The sequence below is a fragment of the Nocardia coffeae genome (assembly GCF_019890715.1).
Taxonomy (GTDB): Bacteria; Actinomycetota; Actinomycetes; order Mycobacteriales; family Mycobacteriaceae; genus Nocardia; species Nocardia jiangxiensis.
In genome coordinates, this window is sequence record NZ_JAINZY010000010.1 from 93,738 (window position 1) to 115,077 (window position 21,340).

Here is a 21,340-nt window from a genome sequence, read left to right on the forward strand (position 1 = left end):
TCCGGAATTCGAGAAAGTCTCGTGGGGGTATGCGCGCGGCCGCGGACGCGTTTCCGCTGAGCGGGAGAACGCGCCGCTGCGGCGTTGCCGGGCAGGAGAGTTCGGGTAGGCGGCGGTGCCCTTCCGGTGTGTGGAAAGTCCCGGGTGCGAGGTTCGGCGGGTGCCCAGACTTGCGTGCCAGCACGCATTTGCCGATTCGAAGGAGAACTCGCATGGCCGGTTCCCGCGACTACGATCCGGGCCCACAGATCGCCCACGCCTCAGGTATCAACCTCGGCACGCCGGATCTCGAGCGCTCGCTGAAGTTCTACCGCGACCTGTTGGGCATGGAGGTCACCGCGCAGTCCGACGGTGTCGCCTACCTGCGCGGCTATCAGGAGCTCACGCACCATTCGCTGGTCCTGACCGAGCAGCCCGAGGCGCAGGTCAACACCTACAGCTTCCGGGTCCGGCGGCCAGAGGACGTCGAGCTGTTCCATCAGCAGCTCACCGAATCCGACGTCGAGGTCATCGAACTGCCCGCCGGCCACGAGACCGGTCGCGGAACCGCCATCCGGTTCCTGATCCCGGGCGGTGAGCATCCGATCGAGCTGTACTACGACATCGATAAGCCGCTCGCACCGCAAGAACTGCGCTCGAAGCTGCCGACCAACAGCTCGCGCCGCCGCGGCTGGGGTGTGCGCCGCCTGGACCACCTGAACGTGCAGACCGGTCCGAGCACCGTGAACCAGGCCGAGGGCTGGCTGCGCGAGGCGCTCGGGTTCAAGCGCCGCGAGTACATCATGGTGCCGCAGGCCCCGCAGACGGTGATGGCTTCGTGGCTGTCGGTGACGCATCAGTCGCACGACATCGCGATCGGCATCAGCCCCGACGAGACCAACGGCCGGTTCCATCACGTGGCGTTCAATATCGAGAACTACAGCGACGTCCTGCGTATCGCCGACGAACTCAAGGACATCGACATCGAATTCGGCGCGGGGCCGGGCAAACACGGGATCGGTCAGGCGATGTACCTGTACATCCACGATCCGGGCTCGGGCCACCGAGTCGAGCTCTACTCCGGTGGGTACCAGATCATGGATCCGGACTTCCCCGAGATCGAATGGACGCCGCTGGAGGCCGAGTACGGCCAGACCTGGTACGGCAACGTGCTGGACGTCGGCCCGGGGGCGAAGTTCCTGGAGACCACGCCGTCGGCGGGACTGCGAGCATGACCGCGACGGCCGAGCTCACCTACGAATCCACCCGCGCCACAGCCGAAATCGACGGTCTCACGCTCAACTACCACGAGGCCGGGACCGGCGAGCCGCTGATCATGCTGCACGGCTCCGGGCCCGGCGTGAGCGCCTGGACGAACTTCCGGCACAACCTACCGGTCTTCGCGGAGCGTTTCCGGACCGTCATGCCCGATATGCCGGGGTTCGGTGCGTCCGGACTGCCCGAGTTGGACGAGGTGTACACGGTGGCGGCGGCGCGCTGGATCGTGCGCCTGATGGATCACCTGGGCATCGAATCCGCGTCGTTCATCGGCAACTCCATGGGCGGCGCGGTCGCCGCCGATCTGGCCGCGCTGTATCCCGAACGGGTGCGGCGCATGGCGATCATGGGGTCGGGCGGACTGTCGGTCGGCATCTTCGGCGCCGAACCGAGCGAGGGCTTCAAGCGTCTGTTCGAATTCCTCGAAACGCCAAGTCGCGCAGGCATGATCGCGTGGATCGAGACGATGGTCTTCAACCGTGAGCTGATCACCGACGAACTCGTCGACGAGCGCATGGCCAACGCCACCGCCGAGGGCGTGATCCCGCGGATGAAGCAGATCTTCGGCTCGATGTTCGATCCGGCCCGGCGCGCGACGTACACCCCGCTGTGGACCCGGGCGAGCAGCTTCACCACCCCGACCCTGATGCTCTGGGGTCGCGACGACCGGATGCTGCCCTACGACCAGGCGCATTTCGCCAACCGGTGGCTGCCGGAGGTCGAACTGCACACCTTCGCCCGCTGCGGGCACTGGCTGCAGGTCGAGCGCAAGGCCGAATTCGAGCGTGTCGCGATCGAATTCCTCACCAGGGACAGTGCGGCGTGAGTTCTCCGCGTCGCGGGGGCCGGGACAACCAATCAGCATTCCGGAGGTGTATGGCGTGGCACACGAAGTAGTCGAACGCATCGAGAAGCTGGGCCCGGAGTTCGCCGCCCTGGCGCCGGAGAACGAGAAGCTGGGCAAGCTCTCGGACAAGACCGCGGAGCTGATGCGGTCGGCCGGGGTGATCCGGTTGCTGCAGCCGAAGGAGTACGGCGGATACGCCGCGCACCCGCGCGATTTCGCCGAGGCCGTGATGGCCCTGGCCCGGTACGACGGGGCCGCCGGGTGGGTCGCGGGCGTGGTCGGCGTGCATCCGTGGGAACTGGCGCAGATGGATCCCCGTGTGGCACAAGATGTCTGGGGCGCGAACCCGGACACCTGGATCGCCTCGCCGTACATGCCGAACGGCATCGCCGATCCGGTGGACGGCGGTTACACCCTCACCGGCCGCTGGCCGTTCTCCTCGGGGTCGGACCACTGTGACTGGAACTTCCTGGGCGCGTTGGCCGGTGACGGCAAGGGCAAGCCCGCGCAGCCGCCCGGCGTACTGCACGTGCTCGTGCCGCGCTCGGACGCGCCGATCATGCCGGACACCTGGGATGTCATCGGCCTGTGCGGGACCGGGAGCAAGGATGTCGTCGTCGAGAACGCGTTCCTGCCCGAGTATCGCACCGTCGATCAGAGCGATGTGCAATTCGGCACTGCCGCAGCGCGTTTCGGCCGGACCGAGACGCTGTATCAGCTGCCCTTCACCTCGATGTTCCCGCTGGGCATCACCTCCGCGGTGATCGGCATCTGCGAGGGCGGGCTTGCGCTGCACCTGGCTCAGCAGCGCGATCGCGTCGCGGTGACCGGCGTGCAGGTCAAGGACGATCCTTACGTGCTGTTCGCCGCGGGTGAGGCCGCGGCGGAGATCCAGGCGTCGCGGATGCAGTTGATCGACGGGATCAGCGGGCTCTACGACAAGATGGAGGCCGGTGTCGAACTGACCATCGAGGACCGATCGATGGTGCGGCGCAACCAGGTTCGTTGCGCGTGGCGGGCGGTCGCGGCGCTGGACGAGATCTTCGCCCGCTCCGGCGGCAACGCGCCGCGGCGGGACAACCCGCTGCAGCGGTTCTGGCGCGATGCCCACGTCGGGCTGGCGCACATGATCCACGTGCCGGGTGTGGCATACCACGCCAACTCCCTGACCGCGATGGGATTGGAACTGCCCCCGTCTATGCAGGTGCTGATCTGATGATCGAGGGGCGGTACTTCCGGGACGTGCTCGGGCACTTTCCCACCAGCGTCGTCGCGATCACCACCACGGACGCCGACGCGCGCCCGCGGGCCATGGTCGTGGGCACCTTCGCCTCGGTCTCGCTCGATCCGCCGCTGGTGTCGTTCCTGGTGGACCGCTCCTCGTCCACACTGCCCTCGATCCTGGCCGCCGGGCGATTCTGCGCCGGTGTGCTCGCCGGGGATCAGGAACCGTTGTCCCGCAAGCTGTCCGGGCGCGCCGTCGACCGGTTCGCCGGAGTGTCCTGGCGGCCTTCAGAATTGGGGAATCCGATTCTGGACGGGGTGGTGGCGTGGGTGGACTGCCTGGTCGAGCGGGATGTGGAACTGGGCGATCACTACCTGGTCGTGGGGCGGGTCCACGAGCTGCGGGCGGAGTCGATCAAAACTCCGCTGTTGTTCTTCCGCGGTGGTTACGGCGACTACCTCGCCACCGCGCCGGTTGTGCTGGACCGGATGGTCGGCTGGTAGATCGACGGAGATCTGTTCGTGAACAGGGGATGCCCGTGGTGGACGACAGGTCAGCTGTTCAGCCGCCGCGCTGCGTGCTGTCGAGTCCGCGGTGCGGCGGCTGCGGCATGTCCGGGGGAGGTTCGGGTGAAGGCGGCGTCGAAGATGTCCCGGGCGCGGCGCGCGGTGTCCGCGCGGTCCTGCGGGTCGGATTTCGCGATCATGGTCGCGAGCATCGCGACCGCGACCATCGCGTGATCGGTGGAAAGGTGGGTGCCCAGGGTCCCGGCGGCCTGTTCGCGCTCGACGATCAGGGCGATCGTGTCGCGGGTGCGATCGCCCAGCAGGGTCACCCGCGGATCGCCCCGGTTGGAGTTCATCAGCTCGGTCAGCGCCGCCGAGCTCAGCGCCTGTTCGGTGACCCGGTCGAACAGGTCGGCCAGAGTGGTGTCCGGTTGTACCGCAAGCGATTCCAACTCGTGGATACTCGGCTCGAAGACCGCCGCGGCGAGCGCTATCCGGTCGCTGAAATGGCGGTACATGCTGCCCTGTCCGACGCCCGCCCGACGCGCGATCTCCTTCATGGGGGCGGTGTAGCCCAACTCGGCGAAGACCTCCCGCGCGGCGTCGATGAGGGCCTGCCGATTGGCGGGCCCGGCACTGGGTCCGCGATTTGCTTTCGGAGATTGCGGCATGCGTGTAGCGTAGTACCGGACAGCGGTGTCCGGTATGGAGGTGTCATGAACCACAGCAGCTACGAACTCCAGAACACGACGCTGGGCGTCGTCACCGGTGTCGGTGGCACACTGGGCGCGGCCTGCGCCCGTCAGCTGGTCGATCACGTCGACCGGCTGCTACTGGCGGACCGGGATCCGCATGCCGCCGCGGCCGCGGCGCGCGAACTCGTGCACGACGCCGGTGTGGCCGCCGAACCGTTCACTCTCGACGTCGCCCACGAGGACGGTCCGGAGCGGCTGGCCGCGCGAATCCGTGAACTCGGCACCTTGCGTGCGGTGGCACACATGGATTTCTGCACACCGTCCATGGCCACCGCCGGGGAACTGCTCACCGATCTGGTCGCCACCGCCCGGCTCGCCGAAGCACTCCGGCCGCTGGCCGGCAACGGAACCGCCACTGTGGTGCTGTCGGCCATGTCGCCGATGTTGGACCCGAACATCCCGGATCCGGCCGCGCTGGCGGTTCTCGACGATCCGCTGCACCCGCGATTCGCGGAGCGGATGCGCGAGGTCCTGGGAGCCTCCATCGACACTCCGGCCGCGGCGTCCACCTGGGCCAACCGCGGCATTCACCGTTTCGTGCGCCGGGAGTCGGTGCGGCTGGGCGCGGTCGGTGCGCGGATCTGCTCTGTGTCCAAGGGCATCATCGACCTCCCCTCGATGCGGATGGATGCCGCGGAGTTCCCGGGCATCGACCGGATCGTGCAGACGACGCCCCTGGGACGGATGGGGCACGCGGAGGAGGTGGCCGCGGTGGTGACTTTCGCGCTGTCCGAACAGGCGAGTTTCCTCAACGGCATCGATCTGCTGGTCGATGGCGGTGCGTGTGCCGCCGCCGATATCAGCCCGGTCCATGCTCCGGCGGCGACGCGTACCGCGGTGCTGGCGGGCTGAACCCGCTTGGCACCGCGAACTGCTCACGCCGAAAGTGCGAAACCGCCTGTCACCCTGAGCGTTTCACCGGTGACGAAGGCGGATTTCGAGGATGCGAGATACAGCAACGCCTCGACGATGTCGTTCTCGCTGCCTTCGCGCGTGAGAATCTGCTGGCCCAGAACGCGTTTCAGGTCGGCCTCGGGCAACTGCGCGCGGACGGTGTCGGTGAGGATCAGTCCCGGCGCGATCGCGTTGACGCGGATGCCGTCGGGGGCGAACTCGCGCGCGAAGGACATCGTCAGACCGCGCACGGCGAGTTTGGAGACGCCGTACACGGTGTGGTTCGCGTACGCGGCGGAGGAGGAGATGTTCACCACCGCAGCCCCGGGACGACCGGTCATCAGCGGATGCGCGGCCATCGTGCAGACCACCGTGCCCAGCACGTTGACGTCGAATACCCGCCGGACCGTGGGCAGGCCCAGTTCGGTGAACGGGCGGTTGTAGGCCGCGTGCAGTCCGGCATTGTTGACCAGGATGTCCAGGCCGCCGTGGCGTGCGGCGACCGCGTCCATCGCGGCGGCGACGCCGGATTCGTCCGCGACATCGCAGGCCAGTCCCGTGACGTCCGCGTCGTTCGCGGACAGTTCCGCGGCGGCCGATGCGGCGGCCTCGCCGTCGATGTCCGCCAGGACGACCCGGGCGCCGCGTTCGGACAGGGCCGCGCCGAACGCCTTGCCGAATCCTCGCCCGCCGCCCGTGATGAAGGCGACCTTGTCCTGGAATTCGTTGTCTGCCATAAGATTACTCACTTACCTCTCGTACTTCACCGGGTCAGCGCGGTGCGAATCGCTGGCCCGCGTCCAGGCGCAGGCACTGGCCGTTCAACATGGGGTTGTCGACGACGGCGAGGGCGAGTTTCGCGTACTCCTGCGGCCGTCCCAGCCGGTGCGGGAAAGCCGCATCCTTGACCAGCGCGCTTCTGGTCTCCGCCGGAATCTTCTCCGTCGCACCGGTTTCGAACAGACTGGGCGCGATGGCCACCACGCGGATGCCGCGGGAGCCGAGATCGCGAGCCATGGTGAGCGACATTCCCGCGATGGCGGCCTTCGCGGCCGAGTACGCGACCTGCCCGATCTGGCCCTCGAAGGCGGCGATGGACGAGGTGTTGATGATGACGCCCCGCTCCCCGGTGCCGTCGGGATCCTCGGGCTCATTGTGGTTCATATGGGATGCGGCCAGCCGGCTGATGTTGAACGTCGCCACAGCATTGAGGTCCAGGATCCGGCGGAAGGCCGTCAGATCGTGCGGGCCTTGCTTGCCGAGCGTGCGCTGCACACTGCCACCGCCTGCGGTGGTCACGGAGATGTGCAGTCCGCCGAGGGTTTCCACGGCGGCGGCGAGTGCTTTCTCGGTACCGTCGAAGTCGGTGACGTCCACCTCGTGGAAGCTCGCGCCGATCGTCGCGGCCACCTCGGCTCCCGCCGAGCCCGTCCGATCCAGGATCGCGACACTGGCCCCGCGCGCGGCGAGCAGTTCCGCGGTGGCCCGGCCCATGCCCGACGCGCCGCCGAACACCACGGCCTTCCGGTTGCTGATCTCCATCGAATTCCTTTCGAGCTAAAGAGCTGTCGCGGCCTGTTGCAGCAAGGTGCACAGGCGGTCGCGGTGGACGTCCGTGTCGCCGTACAGCACGCAGTCGGTCTTGGCGCGGCGGATGTACAGGTGCAGATCGTGTTCCCAGGTGAATCCGATGCCGCCGTGCAGTTGCAGGGCCGAATCCGCGACGTCGGCGGCCCCGCCGGAGGTGTAGGAGGCGGCGACGCACGCGGCCCGCGCGCGGTCGTGCGCCTCGCCATCGGCGGCCATGGCCGCGTAGTAGATGGCAGCGCGGGAGCCGTGCACGAGCATCGCCATATCGGTGCACGCGTGCTTGACCGCCTGGAAACTGCCGATCGGGCGATCGAACTGCACCCGGACCTTGGTGTAGTCGACGGTGAGTTCGAGCGTGCGCTGCATGGCCCCCAGGGCATCGGCACAGCACAGGACGGTCGCGTAGTCGAGTGCGCGTTGCACCTCGTCCGGTCCGCCGGTCAGCCGGTGGTCCGCCGGGACGCGCACGTCCTGGAAACGAATTTCGTAGAACGCTCGGGTCGAGTCGAGTGAGTGTTCGCGCCGTAGCCGAACCCCCGGCGCGTTCCGGTCGACCAGGAACGATGCGGGTGCGTCGTCGTGGATCGCGGTGACGAGCAGCCAGCGCGCACCGCCCGCGTCCTGTACCGCGGTCTTGACTCCGTCGAGTACGACGAAGTCGCCGTCCGTGCGGGCGATGGTTCGGATGCCGTCGAGCGTCCAAGGTGTGTCTCGCTCACCGAAAGCCCAAGTGGCCCAGCTCGATCCGCTCGCCAGCTCGGTGCAGACACGTTCGCGCAGATGCGGTGGCCCGGCTGTCGCCACGGCGGCCCCGACGATCGCGGTCGACAGAAACGGTCCGCGAGCGAGTGCACGACCGGCCTCTTCGGCGACGAGAGTGAGTTCGATCAAACCCTGACCCGTGCCGCCGTACTGCTCAGGGAGGGCCAGACCGGGCCAGCCGAGTTCCCCGGCCAGCCGCCACAATTCCGGATCCACGTCCTGCTCGTTGTCGAGCCAACTTCGTACGACTCCGATCGGGGCCCGGTCGGACAACAGGTCGCGCGAGATCTCTCGCAGCATCGCCTGCTCTTCGCTGAGCTCGAAGTTCATCAGTCACCACCCGTGTCCGCAAGAGGTCGTTGCGTAGATGAAAGTATCCTTTTTTACGACCTAAGTCGACCTCTCGTCTCAATAACTACCCGGCCACGAGCGCCGAGGCGCAAACAGAGTGTAATAAATTGACGCAGTGGATGTGGTATTGATCGGCTGCATCGCTGCCGATCCGGTGGCCGATCCGAGACTGCGGACATGTTCGAGCACATGTCTGGCGACGGAAGGCTCGGATCGGCTCGTTGCCCGCCTGCGCGAGAGTTTCCGCTCAATGGAAGGACGCGGGTGTTGTTCGCGCGCAACGGTTGTGATGTGCGACATGCGTCGCGGGCCGCGACGCGCATGTGCAGATCTCGAAAGGAGTCGACGATGAATGCTGTTGTGCATTCGCGTGAATCGTCCGGGCCGCCCGTGGTGTCGGCGAATTTCCGGATCGTCCAGGGTGCCTGGCTGCTCGCGGCGAACATACCGGCCGCCGCGGTGCTGCCGTCGCTGACGATTCCCGGGGGCCGGTCCGAGCGGGAGCGCGGTGTGCGCACGGCCGACGGCGTGGTCACGTGATGCTGGGGCTCATCGTGGCAGCCAACCTGTCGGTCCTGCTGTTCGCCCTGGTCTGCCGCGCATACGACCGGCACACGTTCGCGGTGTCCGCCCGCGGCCACGACCAGGGCCTGCCATATAGAGTATCCTCTTTATCGAAGATGCTCAGAAAACTTCGGTGGAAAGGCGGGGAGAGATCATGAAGAGGGTATGTAATCGCGCCCGGACGGGCATCGTGGACCGCGTCGCGACAGCCGGACTCCCGCGACCGGGGGCGGCGCTGTGAGCCTGGTCTTCACCGCCGAACAGGATGAGCTGCGCGCGACGGTGCGCCGGTTCCTGGCCGACAAATCACCGAGCGCGCAGGTGCGACGCTGGATCGACAGCGTCGACGGCTACGACCCCGAGCTGTGGCGTCGGATGGCCACGGAACTGGGCCTGCACGGTGTGGCGCTGCCCGAGCAGTTCGGCGGTTCGGGTGGCGGCCCGGTCGAGCTGGGTATCGTGCTGGAGGAGCTGGGGCGGGCTCTGGTCCCCTCGCCGTACTTCGCCACGGTCGCGCTGGCGGGCCAGGCCCTGATGGCATCGAATGATGTTGCGGCCCAAGAGCGTTGGCTGCCGGGCATTGTGGACGGTTCGGTGATCGCCACCCTGGCCCTCGCCGAGGAATCCGGGTCCTGGAGGCTGGAAGACGTCTCGACCGTCGCCGCGCCCGGCCCCTGGGCCTGGACGCTCTCGGGCACGAAGATGTTCGTCATCGATGGCCACCACGCCGATCTGCTGCTGGTGGTGGCGCGGACCGAATCGGGGCCGGGGCTGTTCGCGGTCGCCGCCGAGGCGGCCGGTCTCACTCGCCGTCCCATCGAAACATTCGACGCAACGAGAAGATTGGCGCGGATCGACCTGGACGGCGCACCGGCGCAACGCGTCGGACCCGACGGCGATGCGACGCACTATCTGCGCGAAGTGCTGGATCTGGCGGTGACAGCCATGGCCGCTGAACAGGTCGGCGGAACCCAGGCATGCCTGGACGCGGCGGTCGAGTACGCCAAGATCCGCGTTCAGTTCGACCGGCCGATCGGTTCGTTCCAGGCGATCAAACACAAATGCGCGGACCTGCTGCTCGACCTCGAGGCGGCGCGCTCGGCCGCGTATCACGCGGCGTCGGTCGCGGCCGGGGAACCGAGTGCAGTGCCCGCCGCTGCGGCGATGGCGGCGGCCTGGTGCTCGGCGACCTTCACCCGGGCGGCCAAGGAGAACATTCAGATTCACGGCGGCATCGGATACACCTGGGAACACGACGCGCATCTGTATCTCAAGCGCGCCAAGGCATCCGAGCAGCTGTTCGGCGCTCCCGCACTGCATCGGTCCAGGCTGGCCGAGCTGGTGGGAATCGTGCGGGAGGACCCGGGAACGAACAATCGTGCCGAGCGCGGCTCGGTTCTGGCGAAAGGCTGACCACGTGGGAATTCGCGACCGGCTGTCTGAGCTTCTGGCAGAGGCGCCCGCCGATGCCGAGGCGATCGAGCACGACGAGCACTGGTGGACCTGGGGGCGCGTGCGGCAGACCGCGCAAGCCGTGATCGCCGAACTGGAGGCGGCCGGTCTGGGGGAGGACGCTCGCGTCGGCGTCGTGCTGGAGAACCGGCCCGAGCATGTCGCCGTGGTAGCGGCCCTGATCGCTTCCGGTCGCTGCGTGGTGACGCTCAGCCCGTTGCAGCCCCCTGCCCGTCTTGCCGCCCACATCGCGCGGTCCGGACCGCCGGTCGTGATCGCCGGAACCGAAGCGCTGTCCCGGCCCGGCGTACTCGACGCGGTGCGGCGGGAGGGGGGCTTGGCGCTCGAACTGCGCACTGATGGCACGGTGCATCGGGCGGGCGGGGAGGTTCGTAGTCCGAATGGCGACTCGAACGCCTCCCCTCTGGTGAATCCCGGTGTGGCCGTGGAGATGCTGACCTCCGGAACAACCGGCGCACCGAAGACGGTGAATCTGCGGTTCGAGCAACTCGACCAGGCGCTGGTCTCCGGCGGACAGGTGCCCAGGGCCGACCGTCTGCTCTCCCGCTCGGCCTCGTTGGTATCCGCCCCGCTGGTGCATATCGGCGGGCTGTGGCGGGCGCTGGCCTGCCTGGCCACCGGTCGCCGGATGATCCTGATGCCCAAATTCGTTCTCGACGAATGGGTCTCGGCCGTGGAACGACACAAGCTGCGTGCCGCGAGCCTGGTTCCGGCGGCTTTGCGGACCGTCCTGGACGCCGATGTGCCCGCGGACCGGATCGCCAGTCTGGAGGTCGTCACCTCTGGTACCGCCCCGTGCCCGAAGGAGTTGGCGGACAGATTCTTTCGCACCTACGGCATTCCGGTGCTGATGACCTACGGCGCCACCGAATTCGCCGGTGCGGTCGCGGGATGGACGTTGCCACTGCACCGGCAGTGGTGGGATCGCAAAGCAGGCAGCGCCGGTCGTGCGCTCGCGGGTGCACAGCTGCGCATCACCGGTGACGACGGCGCGCAACTCCCGGACGGACAGCCGGGTCGGCTCGAGGTCCGCACCGCGCAGACCGGGCAGGGCGCTGGAAATTGGGTGCGCACGAGCGATCTGGCCCGGATGGACACCGACGGGTTCCTGTGGATCGAGGGCCGCGCCGACGACGCGATCATCCGCGGCGGGTTCAAGGTGCAGCCCGAAACCGTGCAGCGGGTACTGGAAAAGCATGCAGCGGTTCGGGAAGCCGCAGTGGTCAGCATGCCGGACGAGCGGCTCGGTCAGGTGCCCGTGGCGGCGGTCGAGATCGCTTCCGGGCAGCCCGGACCCGAAGTGGCCGAACTTGTCGAGCTGTGCCGGGCGCATCTGCTGCCGTACGAGGTGCCGGTGCACGTCGTCGTGCTGGAGGAATTGCCGCGCACCCCGTCGAGCAAGGTGAGCCGGGTCGAACTTCTCGACCTCCTGCGCGCCCGCCTCGCGACGGGGGCCACGACGTGAACGATCGAGAAGGAGTTTCGATGACGAGCTCGCAGCGCGCCGCGCAGTTCGGCGTACTGACCGACGAGGCGGTGGAGCGATCCCGCTTGCGCCTGGGTGTGCCGAAGCCGCAGCACAATCCGCCGCACAACTACGAGGTGACCTGGGATGGCGTGCGGCACTTCGCCTTCGGCTACGGCGACGACAACCCGCTCTATTGCGATCCGGAGCACGCGGCGAACACCCGCTGGGGTTCGCTGATCGCGCCGCCCACCTTCCTGTACACCATGGGCGAGGACGCCGCGCCGACACCGGACGCCGAGACGAAGGCGCTGCTCAAGGGTGACCCGTTCGCCGGGCTCGGCTCGTACCAGGCCGTCATGGAATACGAATGGTGGCAACCACTTCGGCTGGGTGACCGCTGCCGGGTGTTGCAGACCCAGGTCGGCGTCGCCCTGAAGCCGAGCCGATTCGGTGGGCGCACAGCGCATGTCACCCAGGACTACCTGTACGCCAACGGGCGCGGCGAGATGCACGCGGTCCGGCGGGGCACCTGGATCAACGCCGAGCGGCACACCTCCAAGAAGCGATCCGCCGAGACGCTCGTGCAGCAGCCCTACACTCCGGCCGAACTCGCCGAGATCGACGCCGCCTATGCCGCGGAGACCAGACGCGGCGCCCGGGCACGCTGGTGGGAGGACGTCGAAATCGGAGATGTCCTGCAGCCCAGGGTGAAAGGGCCGCTGACCACGACCGATGTGGTGGTGTGGCATCTGGGCTGGGGTATGCAGCTCACCCCGCCGGGCGCGTTCAAGATCGCCGCCGGGATCCGGCGCAAGGCACCGGGCCTGTATCCGCCGAACCCGTTGAACATCCCCGACACCGTGCAGCGTCTGCACTGGGAGCCCGAACGCGCCCGCGAACTCGGTCTGCCGAATCCCTACGATTACGGCGGCATGCGCGAGACCTGGCTGGTGCATCTGCTCACCGATTGGATCGGTGACGACGGCTGGTTGTGGAAGTTGCGCTGTGAGCACCGCAAGTTCAACTACCTCGGTGACACCACCTGGGTGCGCGGATCGGTGGTGGACAAGCGAAAGGTGGACGGTCGCAACGAGGTTCACCTCGAGGTGCGCTGTGAGAACCAGCGCGGCGAGATCACCACCCCGGGCACGGCGGTGGTCCTGCTGCCCAGCCGCGAGCGCGCGGTCGAACTACCCGCGCCCCCGGCTCCCGATCTGGACGGCATGGTGGCGCACGAACTGGCCCGGTTCAGTGTCTGAACGGCCCGTCGCGTAATGCCTGTGTCACAAGGGTTTTCACTGCCACCAAGGAGTGAGGGCGTCGAGGTGGCGGCGCATGCGATGCCGCGCCATCCCGGCGTCGCCCTGCAGAATCGCGTCGAGGATGCGGCCGTGTGCCTGCTCGACCTCGTCGGCGGCCTGCGCGCCGGGCAGCGGCTGTTCGCTGCCGGCCGCGTGCCGTCGGAACAGTTCGGTGAGGATCGCCAGGAACAGCGACAACACCGGATTGCCCGCGAGCGCGGCCAGTTCGGTGTGGAACAGGTCGGCCTTGCGTGGATCCTCCGGTGGTCCCTCCGACGGCCAGCGCACGGCTTGGCCGAGTCGCTCGGCCGCGTCCGGATCACCGTCGGCGAGGCGCTCGGTCACTCGGGCGACCAGGCCCAATTCGATGGCGTTGCGCACGGTCTGCAGATCCGCTGCGGTGACGCCCTGGTATTCCAGGTACAGCGCCATGGTGTCCACGCTGGCCTGGGGTTCGGGTTCCGCGACGATCAGTCCGCCGCCCGGACCGCGACGCATCCGGGCCACCGAGTGGTACTCCAGCAGTCGCACCGCCTCGCGCAGCACCGCGCGGCTGACGCCGTAGCGGGCCAGCAGATCGGCCTCGGAGCCCAGCACCATACCGACCTGCCAGCCGCGCGCGGCGATGTCCTCGTGGATCCGGCCTGCGACGAGCTCCGCGAGTTTGGCCCCCGGGCTCTCGACGACCTCGGGTTCGACCACCGGGCCCTTGATTCGGGAGGTGCGTCGGACGCGATGCTTCTCGATCCACTCGGCCACCGTTTCCAGGTGGGCGGTCAGTTCGGTCTGGGCGCGGGCGCCGTCGCCCGCGATCACCGCGTCGGCGATGGCTCGATGTGCCTCGTGCGCAACGGTTTTGGAGTCCAGGACCTCGGCCTTGGAGAGTCTGCGGGAGGTGTGCGCGTAGCGGGCGGTCAGGCGGGTGAGCACCTCGATGAACAACTGCAGCACCGCATTTCCGGACAGCGTGCCCAGCATGAGGTGCAGCGGGTCCTCGGAGGAAGCTCCCGGTTCCTCCCGGCGCGCGGACTCCTGCGCCAGGATCGCGCGCAGGGATTCGATGCTGTCCTCGGTGATCCGCTCGGCCGCCAGGCCCGCCGCGATCGGCTCCAGCAGCAGCCGGGCCTCGAGCAGATCCGCAACGCTGGTGCCGACGTATTCGAGGTAGATGACGATGGCCCGGGTGGCGGGACCGGCGTCGGGTGCGGAGATGAACAGCCCGCCGTTGGGCCCGCGGCGCATCCGGGCGACCTGATGGTGTTCGAGCAGCCGCACCGCCTCGCGCAGCACCGATCGGCTCACTCCGAACTGCTCGCGCAAGCCGACTTCGGAACCCAGCGACTGCCCGACGGGCCAGCCCTGCCGGATGATGCTTTCCTCGATGCGGTGCGCGATCTGGGCGGCCAGTTTGCCGCCCACGGCTTCGGTCTCGACACGCGGCTCGCCGTCGGCGGGCTCGGTCTCGATGGCGGTCGCCATGGACACTCCTCGGGGTGGGTTTCGGATCCTCAGTGTAGTCAGCGGTGCGACCGGGACGGGCATGACGTGCGGTCCGGTCGTGCGACGAGTTGGATTACGGGCCACTGTTTCGCTGGGGTGGGTAGGTTGTTCCGGTCAGGTGGGCATCAGAAGAAAGTTTACTCTTTTAGATATTTCATCCCGATCAATGGGATATTTTCCGGACAGTCGTCGGAAACTCTGAATATTGAGTGTATTCAATGCGAGCGCTGTGGGCTCGAGGCGAGGAGCGTGGGGTAATGCGGTTGGAGTCCACGCCGGAGCTGGAGGCGTTCCGGCAGCGGGTACGCGCGTTCGTCGCCGAACACGCCCCCGGCATCAAGGCGCACGCCGGAGTCCGCGCCCCCGATCCCGAACTCGTTCCGGCGATCCGGGATTGGACCGCGAAGCTGTACGCGGCGGGTCTGCTGGGCATCGACTGGCCCGCGGAATTCGGCGGTCGTCCCGACGCCCATCCGCTCGAATCGTTCGTCGTCGCCGAGGAGATCGCCCGCGCTCGCACCTGGTCGCCGATCGGGGCCGCGACACTGGCCGCCGCCGCGATCATCGATTTCGGTACCCCGGAGCTGCGGCAACGGCTGCTGCCCCGGATTCGCGGCTGCCAGGACATCTGGTGTCAGCTGTTCAGCGAACCGGGTGCGGGCTCGGATCTGGCGGCGCTGCGCACCCGGGCCCGGCTCGAGGGGGAGGGGCCGGACGCGGTATTCGTCATCGACGGGCAGAAGGTGTGGACAACCAATGGCCAGCACGCCGATATGGGCTATCTGCTCGCGCGCACCGATCCCGGCGCACCCAAACATCGCGGAATCACTGCCTTCGCCCTGGATATGCGCACGCCCGGCGTCACCGTCCGGCCGCTGCGCGAGATCACCGGAACCACCGATTTCAACGAGGTCTTCCTCGACGAGGTCCGCATTCCGGTAGCGAATGTGATCGGCCGGGTGAACGAGGGCTGGCGGGCGGCGATGAGCAGTCTGGGGCACGAGCGTTCGGGGGTGGCCGCACGCGGGGCGGAATTGCTCACCACGTTGGACGACCTGCTCCGGTTGGCATCCGAAACCAATGTGAACAACGTTGCGGCACTGGAAGATTCCGCGACCCGCCGGACCATCGGAGAACTCGCCACCAGGGTGCACGTGAACGCCGCGATTCTCGGGCTCACCCAGTCCCGCATGCTGCATCACAGCGAGCAGCCCGCCGACGCGCCCCTGGGCAAGATCTTCTTCAGCGAACTCAATCACGACCTGGTCGCGTTCGGAGTCCGGCTGCAGGGCACCGCGGGTCTGCTGAGCGAGGCAGATCCGGCGGCGGTGGCCGGTGGCTGGTGGCAGGACGCGCAGCTGTACTCGCGGGCCTACACGATCGCGGGAGGAGCCAACGAGATCCTGCGTACGCAGGTCGCCGAGCGCGGGCTGGGATTGCCCCGCGAGGCGCCGCCGCGGTGAGCTCGCCGGTGCCGGAGACCGGAGGTCCGCCGCGTGCGGCGGCACCGGCGACCGAGTCGAAACGGGCGACGGCGCAGGACTTTCCACTGGGCGAGATGATGTGCGACGCCTTTTTCGGGCGGTGCTACAGATGGGATGTCCTGGCGTGGATGCGGCCCCACGCGGCCACCCGAGGAACTGCCAGACGAGGAGGGAGCACGGCCATGCGATTGCCGTCGTGGACGAGATTCGGTGCGGTATGCGGAAGAACGGTGTTCGAGTCGTGAGTCGGACGATCGGATTCGTCGGCGCGGGCCGGATCGGCGAGCCGATGGTGGAGCGGCTGCTGGCTGCCGGGCATCGGGTGCGGCTGTATGCGCGGCGGGCGGAGGTCCGCGATCGGCTGGTCGCCGCGGGAGCCGAATCCGTTGCGCAGGTTCGTGATATCGCGGACTCGGACGTGGTGATCAGCTGCCTGTTCAGTGACGATCAGATCGCGGCCGTCCTGCCTGCGGTGGTCGGGGCGATGGCGTCGGGGACGGTTCTGCTCTCGCACACCACCGGCACCCCGGCCACCCTGCGCGGTCTGCGCAACTTCGCGCGCGACGGCGCGCCCGCGATCGTGGACGCGCCGTTCAGCGGCACCGCCGACGCGGTGCGCGCGGGCGAGCTGGTGGTCTTCCTGGGCGGCGAGCCCGCGCACGTGGCGGTGGCCCGCGAGGTCATCGGCAGCTACGCCGGTTCGATCATCGACACCGGCCCGGCCTGCTCGGCCCTGCACGTGAAACTGATCAACAATCTGCTGTTCGCCGCGATCGCCCAGCTGACCCTGAACGCCACGGAAATCGCTGCCGCACAGAACATCACCGAATCCGCGATGCTCGATGCGCTCGCCCTCGCCAGCGCCGGAAGCACCGCGGGACGCTACATCGCCGCCCGCGGCGGATCCGCGGGCTTCACCGCGTCGGTCGAGCCCTTCCTGCGCAAGGATGTCGCCGCGGTCCGCGAGGCGCTGGCCGATTCCGGCGCGGATCTGTCGACGCTGCTGTCCGCGGCCTACACCGGGCCGATGCACCTGCGCCACCACACCACCATCGAGAACGGTTCCGCCTCATGAAGATCACCATCGATACCTCCAAATGCTCCGGTCACGCGCGCTGCTGGGCGACGTCTCCGGACGTATTCGAACTCGACGACGACGGCTACGCTGTCGCCTACGACGGCGAGGTTCCCGCCGAACTGGCCACCGCGGCCCGGGAGGGCGCGCTGGCCTGTCCCGAGCGGGCGATTGCCGTAGAGTGACCGTCGGATCAGTCTTTTCCCAAGTCCCGCAAAGGAAGTCACCGTGTCGCTGACCGTACTGGATCCGCATTCGGCCCTGATCGTGATCGATCTGCAGAAGGGTGTCGCGGCGCTGCCCCTGGCCCATCCGGTCACCGAGGTGACCGGTAATGCGGCCCGGCTGGCCGAAGGGTTCCGGGCGCACAAGCTGCCGGTGATCCTGGTCCGCGCGACCGGTATGGCTCCGGGCCGCACCGAACGATCGTTCAGCAGGTCCGATGCGCCGCGCCCACCGGCCGATGCGGCGGACCTCGTTCCGGAGCTGAATCAGCAGGACTCCGATTACGAGCTGGTCAAGCAGACCTGGGGTGCGTTCATGAACCCGGAGCTGGACCGGCTGCTGCGGGAGTTGGCGGTCACCCAGGTCGTGGTGATCGGTATCGCGACGAGTTTCGGCGTCGAGTCCACCGCGCGCCAGGCGTACGAGCACGGCTACCACGTCACCCTGGCCACCGACGCGATGACGGATTTCAGCGTCGAGGCGCACGAGGGCAGCGTCACCCGGATCTTCCCGTCCCTGGGCGAAACCGGGACCACCGAGGAGATCCTCGCCCTGCTCGAGCAGACCTCCGCGACGGCCTGAGCTCAGGCGTTCTCGAGATAGGCCAGCACCGCCAGGACACGGCGGTGCCCACTGTCGGTCGGCGGCAGCCCCAGCTTCTGGAAGACGTTGCCGATGTGTTTGCTGACCGCGCGCTCGGTGACCACCAGGGTTGCCGCGATGGTCGTGTTGTCGTGTCCGGCGGCCATCAGTTCGAGCACTTCGCGTTCGCGCGGCGTCAGCGAGTCCAAGGGCGAGTTCTTGCGTCGGGTGAGCAACTGGCTCACCACCTCCGGATCCAGCGCGGTGCCCCCGGCCGCGACCCGTTCGAGCGCGTCCAGGAATTCGCCGACCCGGCCGACCCGGTCCTTGAGCAGATAGCCGATCCCCGCCGCGCCGCCGCCGAGAAGTTCTGTGGCATAGGCGTGTTCGACGTACTGCGAGAGCACGAGCAACGGCAGATCCGGCAGTTCGGATCGGGCGGCGAGCGCGGCGCGCAGCCCCTCGTCCCGGAAGTCGGGCGGCATGCGCACATCGAGGACCGCGATATCGGGCCGATGTTCGCGCAGGGCGGGCAGGATCTCGGGACCGCTACCCGCGACGGCCGCCACCTGGTGTCCGGCGGAGGTCAGCAACAGCACCAGACCTTCGCGTAGCAGCGCGTTGTCCTCGGCGATCACCACACGCACGGCAACTCCACCTCGATCACGGTCGGGCCCCCGCCGGGGCTGGTGAGGGAGAAGGTGCCGTCCAACGCGGCGATGCGACGGCGCATCCCGGCCAGGCCGGAACCGCCCGGCGTGCTGCCGGTGTCCGGCGGCTTCTCCTGCGCGCCGCCGATACCGTCGTCACACACCGACACCCGCAATCCGCGCGGCATGTGCGTCAGGGTCACTTCGGCATGCCGGGCCCCGCTGTGTTTGGCCGCGTTCGTCAGCGCTTCTGCGACAACGAAATACGCGGCAGCTTCGAGTGCCGCGGGTGCGCGTGCGGTGTCGAGTGCGCGATCGGCGTCCACGGTGACCTCCAGCCCGTTGTCGGCTGCCAGCGCCCGGACCGCGCCGGGGAGACCGCGGTCGGTGAGGATCGGCGGGTGGATGCCTCGCACGATGTGGCGCAGTTCGGCCAATGCCTGTTCGACCTGCTGCTGTGCGTGATCGAGCATGGTTCGCGCGGCGATCGGGTCGTTGTCGAGGGCGCGTCCGGCCAGGCCGATCCGCATCCCGAGGGAGACCAGCCGGGCCTGGGTGCCGTCGTGCAGATCGCGTTCGATGCGCCGCAGCTCCGCCTCGTGGGCGGCGATCGCGCCCGCTCGCGTCTGGGTCAGTTCGGCCACCCGTGCGGCCAGCAGCGCTTTGGGCGGCGGCTGGAGCAGACGCCGCGACCACTCGGCATCCAGATCTGCCACCCGGCTGATCAGCGGCAGAACGACAGCCGTCCGGCCGAGGAGTCCACACCACACCCCGTCGACGAGGATTCCGGCGATCCAGAGCGGAATCACCACGACGGCCAGCAGCCCGTAGACGTAGTACGCCACCATCCACCGCAGATCCGAGAACGCGGTGGGGTCGTGGCGGACCGCGCGCAGGCTCTCTCGCAGTGCGCCCTCGATCGGCTGATAAGCCTCCGGAACCGGGGTGCCGGTCCACGCCGTGACCTGCCGTCGTTTGGCGCCCGCGAACCGCCGCACCAGAGTGACGGTCACGGGCACTATGCCGATGCCGACGACCACCACCGCGCCCGCCACCGTGAGCAGCAGGATGGTGATGAACAGATAGTTGCCGATCGCCAGCGCGGCGGCATCGGCTAGCTGCAGGGTTGCCCGTGCTGCCTGTCGCACTGTCCTTCGCATGTGCTCAGGCTATGCGAGTGCGAGCCGCAAGCCGGTGAAATCCGGTACCGGTCCGTGGTGTAGCCCGCTACACCACGGACTCGGGATCGCGCTCCCTCGTTGTGCGAGGCGAAAAACGGAATCGTTCACCGCAGACATTCACCACCTCGATTCCGAAGGATCCGTCATGAAATCGCTGCTCGCCAAGAAGTCCACGCTCTGGTTCCTGTTCCTGTTCAACGCCGCGGTCGCCCTGGCCGTCGGGTTCGCCCCGGTCGCCGAGGCCGTCGGTGCGGCCGGGATCGGGCAGGTGGTCACCTGCGCGGGCATGGGTGCGGTCGCGCTGGGCGCGGGGTCGGCGCTGTGGCTGCGCCGGGCCCGCCCGGCCTGATCCGCACTACGCCCGGTGCGGGACTGCGCGAAGGACGTTGCGCGCGATGACGTTTCGTTGGATCTCGTTGGTGCCCTCGCCGATCTCGAGGACCTTGGCATCGGCGTAGAGTCGGGAGATCTTGGATTCGCGGATGTAGCCGTAGCCGCCGTGGATCTGCACGCTCGCACCGGCGGCGCGGTTGGCCGCCTCGGAGGCGTACAGCTTGGCCATGGCCGCCGCCTGGCCGAAGGGCCGGCCGTTGTCGGCCAGCCAGGCGGCCCGGTAGACCAGGGCACGCGCGGCCTCGACCTCGGTGGCCATATCGGCGATCATGTGCTGCACCGCCTGGAACGCCGAGAGCGGTTTGCCGAACTGCTCGCGCGCGGCGGCATGTGCGGTTGCCAGGCGCAACGCCTCCTGCGCGAGTGAAAGTGCCAGTGCCGCAACGCTGATGCGCCCGGCATCGAGGACGTCGAGGAATTGCCGCAACCCGTTGCCCTCCTCGCCGATCAGGTTCTCGGCGGGAATGCGGCAGTTCTCGAAGATCAGTTCGCGGCTGTCCATGGCGTGCCAGCCGATCTTCCGCAGCGGTGCGCCCACGGAATATCCGGGGGTGCCGGTCGGGATGAAGAAGGTGCCGAACCGCTTGGCGCCGTCGTCGTTTCGGCCGGTGACCGCAAGAATGGTGACCCCGAGGCTGATCTCGGTGCCCGCGTTGGTGATGAACATCTTGGTGCCGTCGATCACCCACTCGTCACCCTCGCGGCGGGCAGTGGTGCGGATCCCGCTCGCATCGGATCCGGCGGTGGGCTCGGTCAATCCGAATGCGCCGATGTGGGTGCCCTGTGCGAGCGGCGTGAGCCATCGTCGCTTCTGCTCGTCGGTGCCGAAGACGGCCAGGGGGAGCGAGGCGATCGTGGAGTGCGCGTTCCAGCAGGCGGCGAAGGACTGATCGGCCGCGCCGATCGCCTCCATGGCCGCGACGTAGGAGAGATATCCGGCGGCGGTGCCGCCGTGCTCCTGCGGAATCAGCAGGCCGGTCAGATCCAGCTCACCCATCTTCAGGAATACCTCGGCGGGGAATCGCTCTGCCTCCGACCAGGATTCGGCGTACGGCTCGATCTCGGCCGCGGCGAAGTCACGGCAGAGCTTCTGTAGCTCGAGCGCCTCGGCGGGTAGGTCTAGATCCATGTCGGGGGTCCGTCCTGTCGGTGGTCACGTCGGTGACCCTTGTTCTTTAGAACAATCGGTATAATATTGACTCTATCGGCGCGCCGCGTCAACCGGCGGTGCGCCCCGCGACTCCCGTGACCGATTGG

The 21,340-nt window shown here is 68.1% G+C and carries 22 protein-coding genes; 14 read left to right on the plus strand and 8 right to left on the minus strand.

Translation table 11 applies throughout. The features are described 5' to 3' along the window. Positions 1-212: 212 nt before the first annotated feature. From K7711_RS30890 to K7711_RS30905, 4 genes are read left to right on the plus strand one after another with little or no spacing between them, the layout of a single operon-like run. Positions 213-1,214: a VOC family protein gene (locus tag K7711_RS30890; protein ID WP_222973448.1), complete on the plus strand. Its 1,002-nt coding sequence runs from the start codon at positions 213-215 to the stop codon at positions 1,212-1,214. Beyond that, complete coding sequence (locus K7711_RS30895) at positions 1,211-2,083, plus strand: alpha/beta fold hydrolase (protein WP_222973450.1); 873 nt, start codon at positions 1,211-1,213, stop codon at positions 2,081-2,083. The genes K7711_RS30890 and K7711_RS30895 overlap by 4 nt, the downstream gene beginning before the upstream one ends. Before the next feature lie 55 nt (positions 2,084-2,138). Then, positions 2,139-3,320, plus strand: coding sequence for an acyl-CoA dehydrogenase family protein (locus K7711_RS30900; RefSeq protein WP_222973452.1), 1,182 nt, complete (start codon positions 2,139-2,141; stop codon positions 3,318-3,320). Next, the gene (locus K7711_RS30905; protein ID WP_222973454.1) at positions 3,320-3,832 is read left to right on the plus strand and encodes a flavin reductase family protein; all 513 of its coding nucleotides are present in this window, start codon (positions 3,320-3,322) and stop codon (positions 3,830-3,832) included. Before K7711_RS30900 ends, K7711_RS30905 begins: the two co-directional genes overlap by 1 nt. A gap of 50 nt (positions 3,833-3,882) precedes the next feature. Here K7711_RS30905 and K7711_RS30910 read toward each other — a convergent pair whose 3' ends face one another. Then, a complete protein-coding gene (locus K7711_RS30910) occupies positions 3,883-4,506 on the minus strand; it encodes a TetR/AcrR family transcriptional regulator (RefSeq protein ID WP_222973456.1) in 624 nt (207 codons plus the stop codon). Positions 4,507-4,551: 45 nt separating this feature from the next. On the opposite strand from K7711_RS30910, the gene K7711_RS30915 reads away from it, so the two are divergent. Continuing rightward, entirely contained in the window at positions 4,552-5,442 is an 891-nt protein-coding gene (locus K7711_RS30915; protein ID WP_222973457.1) for an SDR family oxidoreductase, read from the plus strand. 23 nt (positions 5,443-5,465) lie between these two features. Here K7711_RS30915 and K7711_RS30920 read toward each other — a convergent pair whose 3' ends face one another. Genes K7711_RS30920 through K7711_RS30930 form a run of 3 tightly spaced genes read right to left on the minus strand, consistent with a single transcriptional unit; the run spans position 5,466 to position 8,166 of the window. Next, a complete protein-coding gene (locus tag K7711_RS30920) occupies positions 5,466-6,221 on the minus strand; it encodes an SDR family NAD(P)-dependent oxidoreductase (RefSeq protein ID WP_222973459.1) in 756 nt (251 codons plus the stop codon). Between the two features lie 34 nt (positions 6,222-6,255). After that, on the minus strand, positions 6,256-7,026 hold the full coding sequence (locus tag K7711_RS30925; protein ID WP_222973466.1) for an SDR family NAD(P)-dependent oxidoreductase: 771 nt from the start codon (positions 7,024-7,026) through the stop codon (positions 6,256-6,258). Positions 7,027-7,041: 15 nt separating this feature from the next. After that, entirely contained in the window at positions 7,042-8,166 is a 1,125-nt protein-coding gene (locus K7711_RS30930; protein ID WP_222973468.1) for an acyl-CoA dehydrogenase family protein, read from the minus strand. A 369-nt stretch (positions 8,167-8,535) separates the two neighbouring features. Here K7711_RS30930 and K7711_RS30935 point away from each other — a divergent pair, with 369 nt between their 5' ends. From K7711_RS30935 to K7711_RS30950, 4 genes are all read left to right on the plus strand, one after another. Continuing rightward, entirely contained in the window at positions 8,536-8,727 is a 192-nt protein-coding gene (locus K7711_RS30935; protein WP_222973470.1) for a hypothetical protein, read from the plus strand. Between the two features lie 261 nt (positions 8,728-8,988). After that, entirely contained in the window at positions 8,989-10,164 is a 1,176-nt protein-coding gene (locus K7711_RS30940) for an acyl-CoA dehydrogenase family protein (RefSeq protein ID WP_222973472.1), read from the plus strand. A 4-nt stretch (positions 10,165-10,168) separates the two neighbouring features. Beyond that, positions 10,169-11,689, plus strand: a complete 1,521-nt coding sequence (locus K7711_RS30945; RefSeq protein ID WP_222973474.1) for a class I adenylate-forming enzyme family protein — start codon at positions 10,169-10,171, stop codon at positions 11,687-11,689. A gap of 20 nt (positions 11,690-11,709) precedes the next feature. Continuing rightward, complete coding sequence (locus K7711_RS30950) at positions 11,710-12,951, plus strand: FAS1-like dehydratase domain-containing protein (RefSeq protein WP_222973476.1); 1,242 nt, start codon at positions 11,710-11,712, stop codon at positions 12,949-12,951. Between the two features lie 36 nt (positions 12,952-12,987). Here K7711_RS30950 and K7711_RS30955 read toward each other — a convergent pair whose 3' ends face one another. Then, the gene (locus K7711_RS30955; protein WP_222973478.1) at positions 12,988-14,472 is read right to left on the minus strand and encodes a FadR/GntR family transcriptional regulator; all 1,485 of its coding nucleotides are present in this window, start codon (positions 14,470-14,472) and stop codon (positions 12,988-12,990) included. A 278-nt stretch (positions 14,473-14,750) separates the two neighbouring features. Between K7711_RS30955 and K7711_RS30960 the strand changes: the two genes are divergently transcribed. The 4 genes from K7711_RS30960 to K7711_RS30975 all read left to right on the plus strand — a co-directional run bounded on the left by K7711_RS30960 (position 14,751) and on the right by K7711_RS30975 (position 17,859). Further along, positions 14,751-15,956, plus strand: coding sequence for an acyl-CoA dehydrogenase family protein (locus K7711_RS30960; RefSeq protein ID WP_222973480.1), 1,206 nt, complete (start codon positions 14,751-14,753; stop codon positions 15,954-15,956). 238 nt (positions 15,957-16,194) lie between these two features. After that, positions 16,195-17,052: an NAD(P)-dependent oxidoreductase gene (locus K7711_RS30965; RefSeq protein WP_222974078.1), complete on the plus strand. Its 858-nt coding sequence runs from the start codon at positions 16,195-16,197 to the stop codon at positions 17,050-17,052. After that, complete coding sequence (locus K7711_RS30970; RefSeq protein WP_222973482.1) at positions 17,049-17,237, plus strand: ferredoxin; 189 nt, start codon at positions 17,049-17,051, stop codon at positions 17,235-17,237. The genes K7711_RS30965 and K7711_RS30970 overlap by 4 nt, the downstream gene beginning before the upstream one ends. 43 nt (positions 17,238-17,280) lie before the next feature. Then, positions 17,281-17,859, plus strand: a complete 579-nt coding sequence (locus tag K7711_RS30975) for an isochorismatase family protein (RefSeq protein WP_222973483.1) — start codon at positions 17,281-17,283, stop codon at positions 17,857-17,859. Between the two features lie 2 nt (positions 17,860-17,861). On the opposite strand, the gene K7711_RS30980 is transcribed toward K7711_RS30975, so the two are convergent. Next, positions 17,862-18,506 carry a response regulator transcription factor gene (locus K7711_RS30980; RefSeq protein WP_222973485.1) on the minus strand — a complete coding sequence of 215 codons (645 nt, stop codon included), beginning with the start codon at positions 18,504-18,506 and terminating at the stop codon, positions 17,862-17,864. Continuing rightward, the gene (locus tag K7711_RS30985; protein WP_222973487.1) at positions 18,494-19,669 is read right to left on the minus strand and encodes a sensor histidine kinase; all 1,176 of its coding nucleotides are present in this window, start codon (positions 19,667-19,669) and stop codon (positions 18,494-18,496) included. Before K7711_RS30985 ends, K7711_RS30980 begins: the two co-directional genes overlap by 13 nt. A gap of 166 nt (positions 19,670-19,835) precedes the next feature. Here K7711_RS30985 and K7711_RS30990 point away from each other — a divergent pair, with 166 nt between their 5' ends. After that, complete coding sequence (locus K7711_RS30990; protein ID WP_222973489.1) at positions 19,836-20,039, plus strand: hypothetical protein; 204 nt, start codon at positions 19,836-19,838, stop codon at positions 20,037-20,039. A gap of 6 nt (positions 20,040-20,045) precedes the next feature. Here the strand turns inward: K7711_RS30990 and K7711_RS30995 are convergent, their stop codons facing one another. Beyond that, positions 20,046-21,212 carry an acyl-CoA dehydrogenase family protein gene (locus tag K7711_RS30995; RefSeq protein ID WP_222973491.1) on the minus strand — a complete coding sequence of 389 codons (1,167 nt, stop codon included), beginning with the start codon at positions 21,210-21,212 and terminating at the stop codon, positions 20,046-20,048. Between the last annotated feature and the right edge of the window lie 128 nt (positions 21,213-21,340).

What these genes read in the sequence shown, in the direction of transcription:
- K7711_RS30890 (WP_222973448.1), top strand. Translation starts at nt 213, where the DNA reads ATGGCCGGTTCCCGCGACTACGATCCGGGCCCACAGATCGCCCACGCC.
- K7711_RS30895 (WP_222973450.1), top strand. Translation starts at nt 1,211, where the DNA reads ATGACCGCGACGGCCGAGCTCACCTACGAATCCACCCGCGCCACAGCC.
- K7711_RS30905 (WP_222973454.1), top strand. Translation starts at nt 3,320, where the DNA reads ATGATCGAGGGGCGGTACTTCCGGGACGTGCTCGGGCACTTTCCCACC.
- K7711_RS30910 (WP_222973456.1), bottom strand. Translation starts at nt 4,506, where the DNA reads ATGCCGCAATCTCCGAAAGCAAATCGCGGACCCAGTGCCGGGCCCGCC.
- K7711_RS30915 (WP_222973457.1), top strand. Translation starts at nt 4,552, where the DNA reads ATGAACCACAGCAGCTACGAACTCCAGAACACGACGCTGGGCGTCGTC.
- K7711_RS30920 (WP_222973459.1), bottom strand. Translation starts at nt 6,221, where the DNA reads ATGGCAGACAACGAATTCCAGGACAAGGTCGCCTTCATCACGGGCGGC.
- K7711_RS30925 (WP_222973466.1), bottom strand. Translation starts at nt 7,026, where the DNA reads ATGGAGATCAGCAACCGGAAGGCCGTGGTGTTCGGCGGCGCGTCGGGC.
- K7711_RS30930 (WP_222973468.1), bottom strand. Translation starts at nt 8,166, where the DNA reads ATGAACTTCGAGCTCAGCGAAGAGCAGGCGATGCTGCGAGAGATCTCG.
- K7711_RS30935 (WP_222973470.1), top strand. Translation starts at nt 8,536, where the DNA reads ATGAATGCTGTTGTGCATTCGCGTGAATCGTCCGGGCCGCCCGTGGTG.
- K7711_RS30950 (WP_222973476.1), top strand. Translation starts at nt 11,710, where the DNA reads ATGACGAGCTCGCAGCGCGCCGCGCAGTTCGGCGTACTGACCGACGAG.
- K7711_RS30955 (WP_222973478.1), bottom strand. Translation starts at nt 14,472, where the DNA reads ATGGCGACCGCCATCGAGACCGAGCCCGCCGACGGCGAGCCGCGTGTC.
- K7711_RS30960 (WP_222973480.1), top strand. Translation starts at nt 14,751, where the DNA reads ATGCGGTTGGAGTCCACGCCGGAGCTGGAGGCGTTCCGGCAGCGGGTA.
- K7711_RS30965 (WP_222974078.1), top strand. Translation starts at nt 16,195, where the DNA reads ATGCGGAAGAACGGTGTTCGAGTCGTGAGTCGGACGATCGGATTCGTC.
- K7711_RS30970 (WP_222973482.1), top strand. Translation starts at nt 17,049, where the DNA reads ATGAAGATCACCATCGATACCTCCAAATGCTCCGGTCACGCGCGCTGC.
- K7711_RS30985 (WP_222973487.1), bottom strand. Translation starts at nt 19,669, where the DNA reads ATGCGAAGGACAGTGCGACAGGCAGCACGGGCAACCCTGCAGCTAGCC.
- K7711_RS30990 (WP_222973489.1), top strand. Translation starts at nt 19,836, where the DNA reads ATGAAATCGCTGCTCGCCAAGAAGTCCACGCTCTGGTTCCTGTTCCTG.
- K7711_RS30995 (WP_222973491.1), bottom strand. Translation starts at nt 21,212, where the DNA reads ATGGATCTAGACCTACCCGCCGAGGCGCTCGAGCTACAGAAGCTCTGC.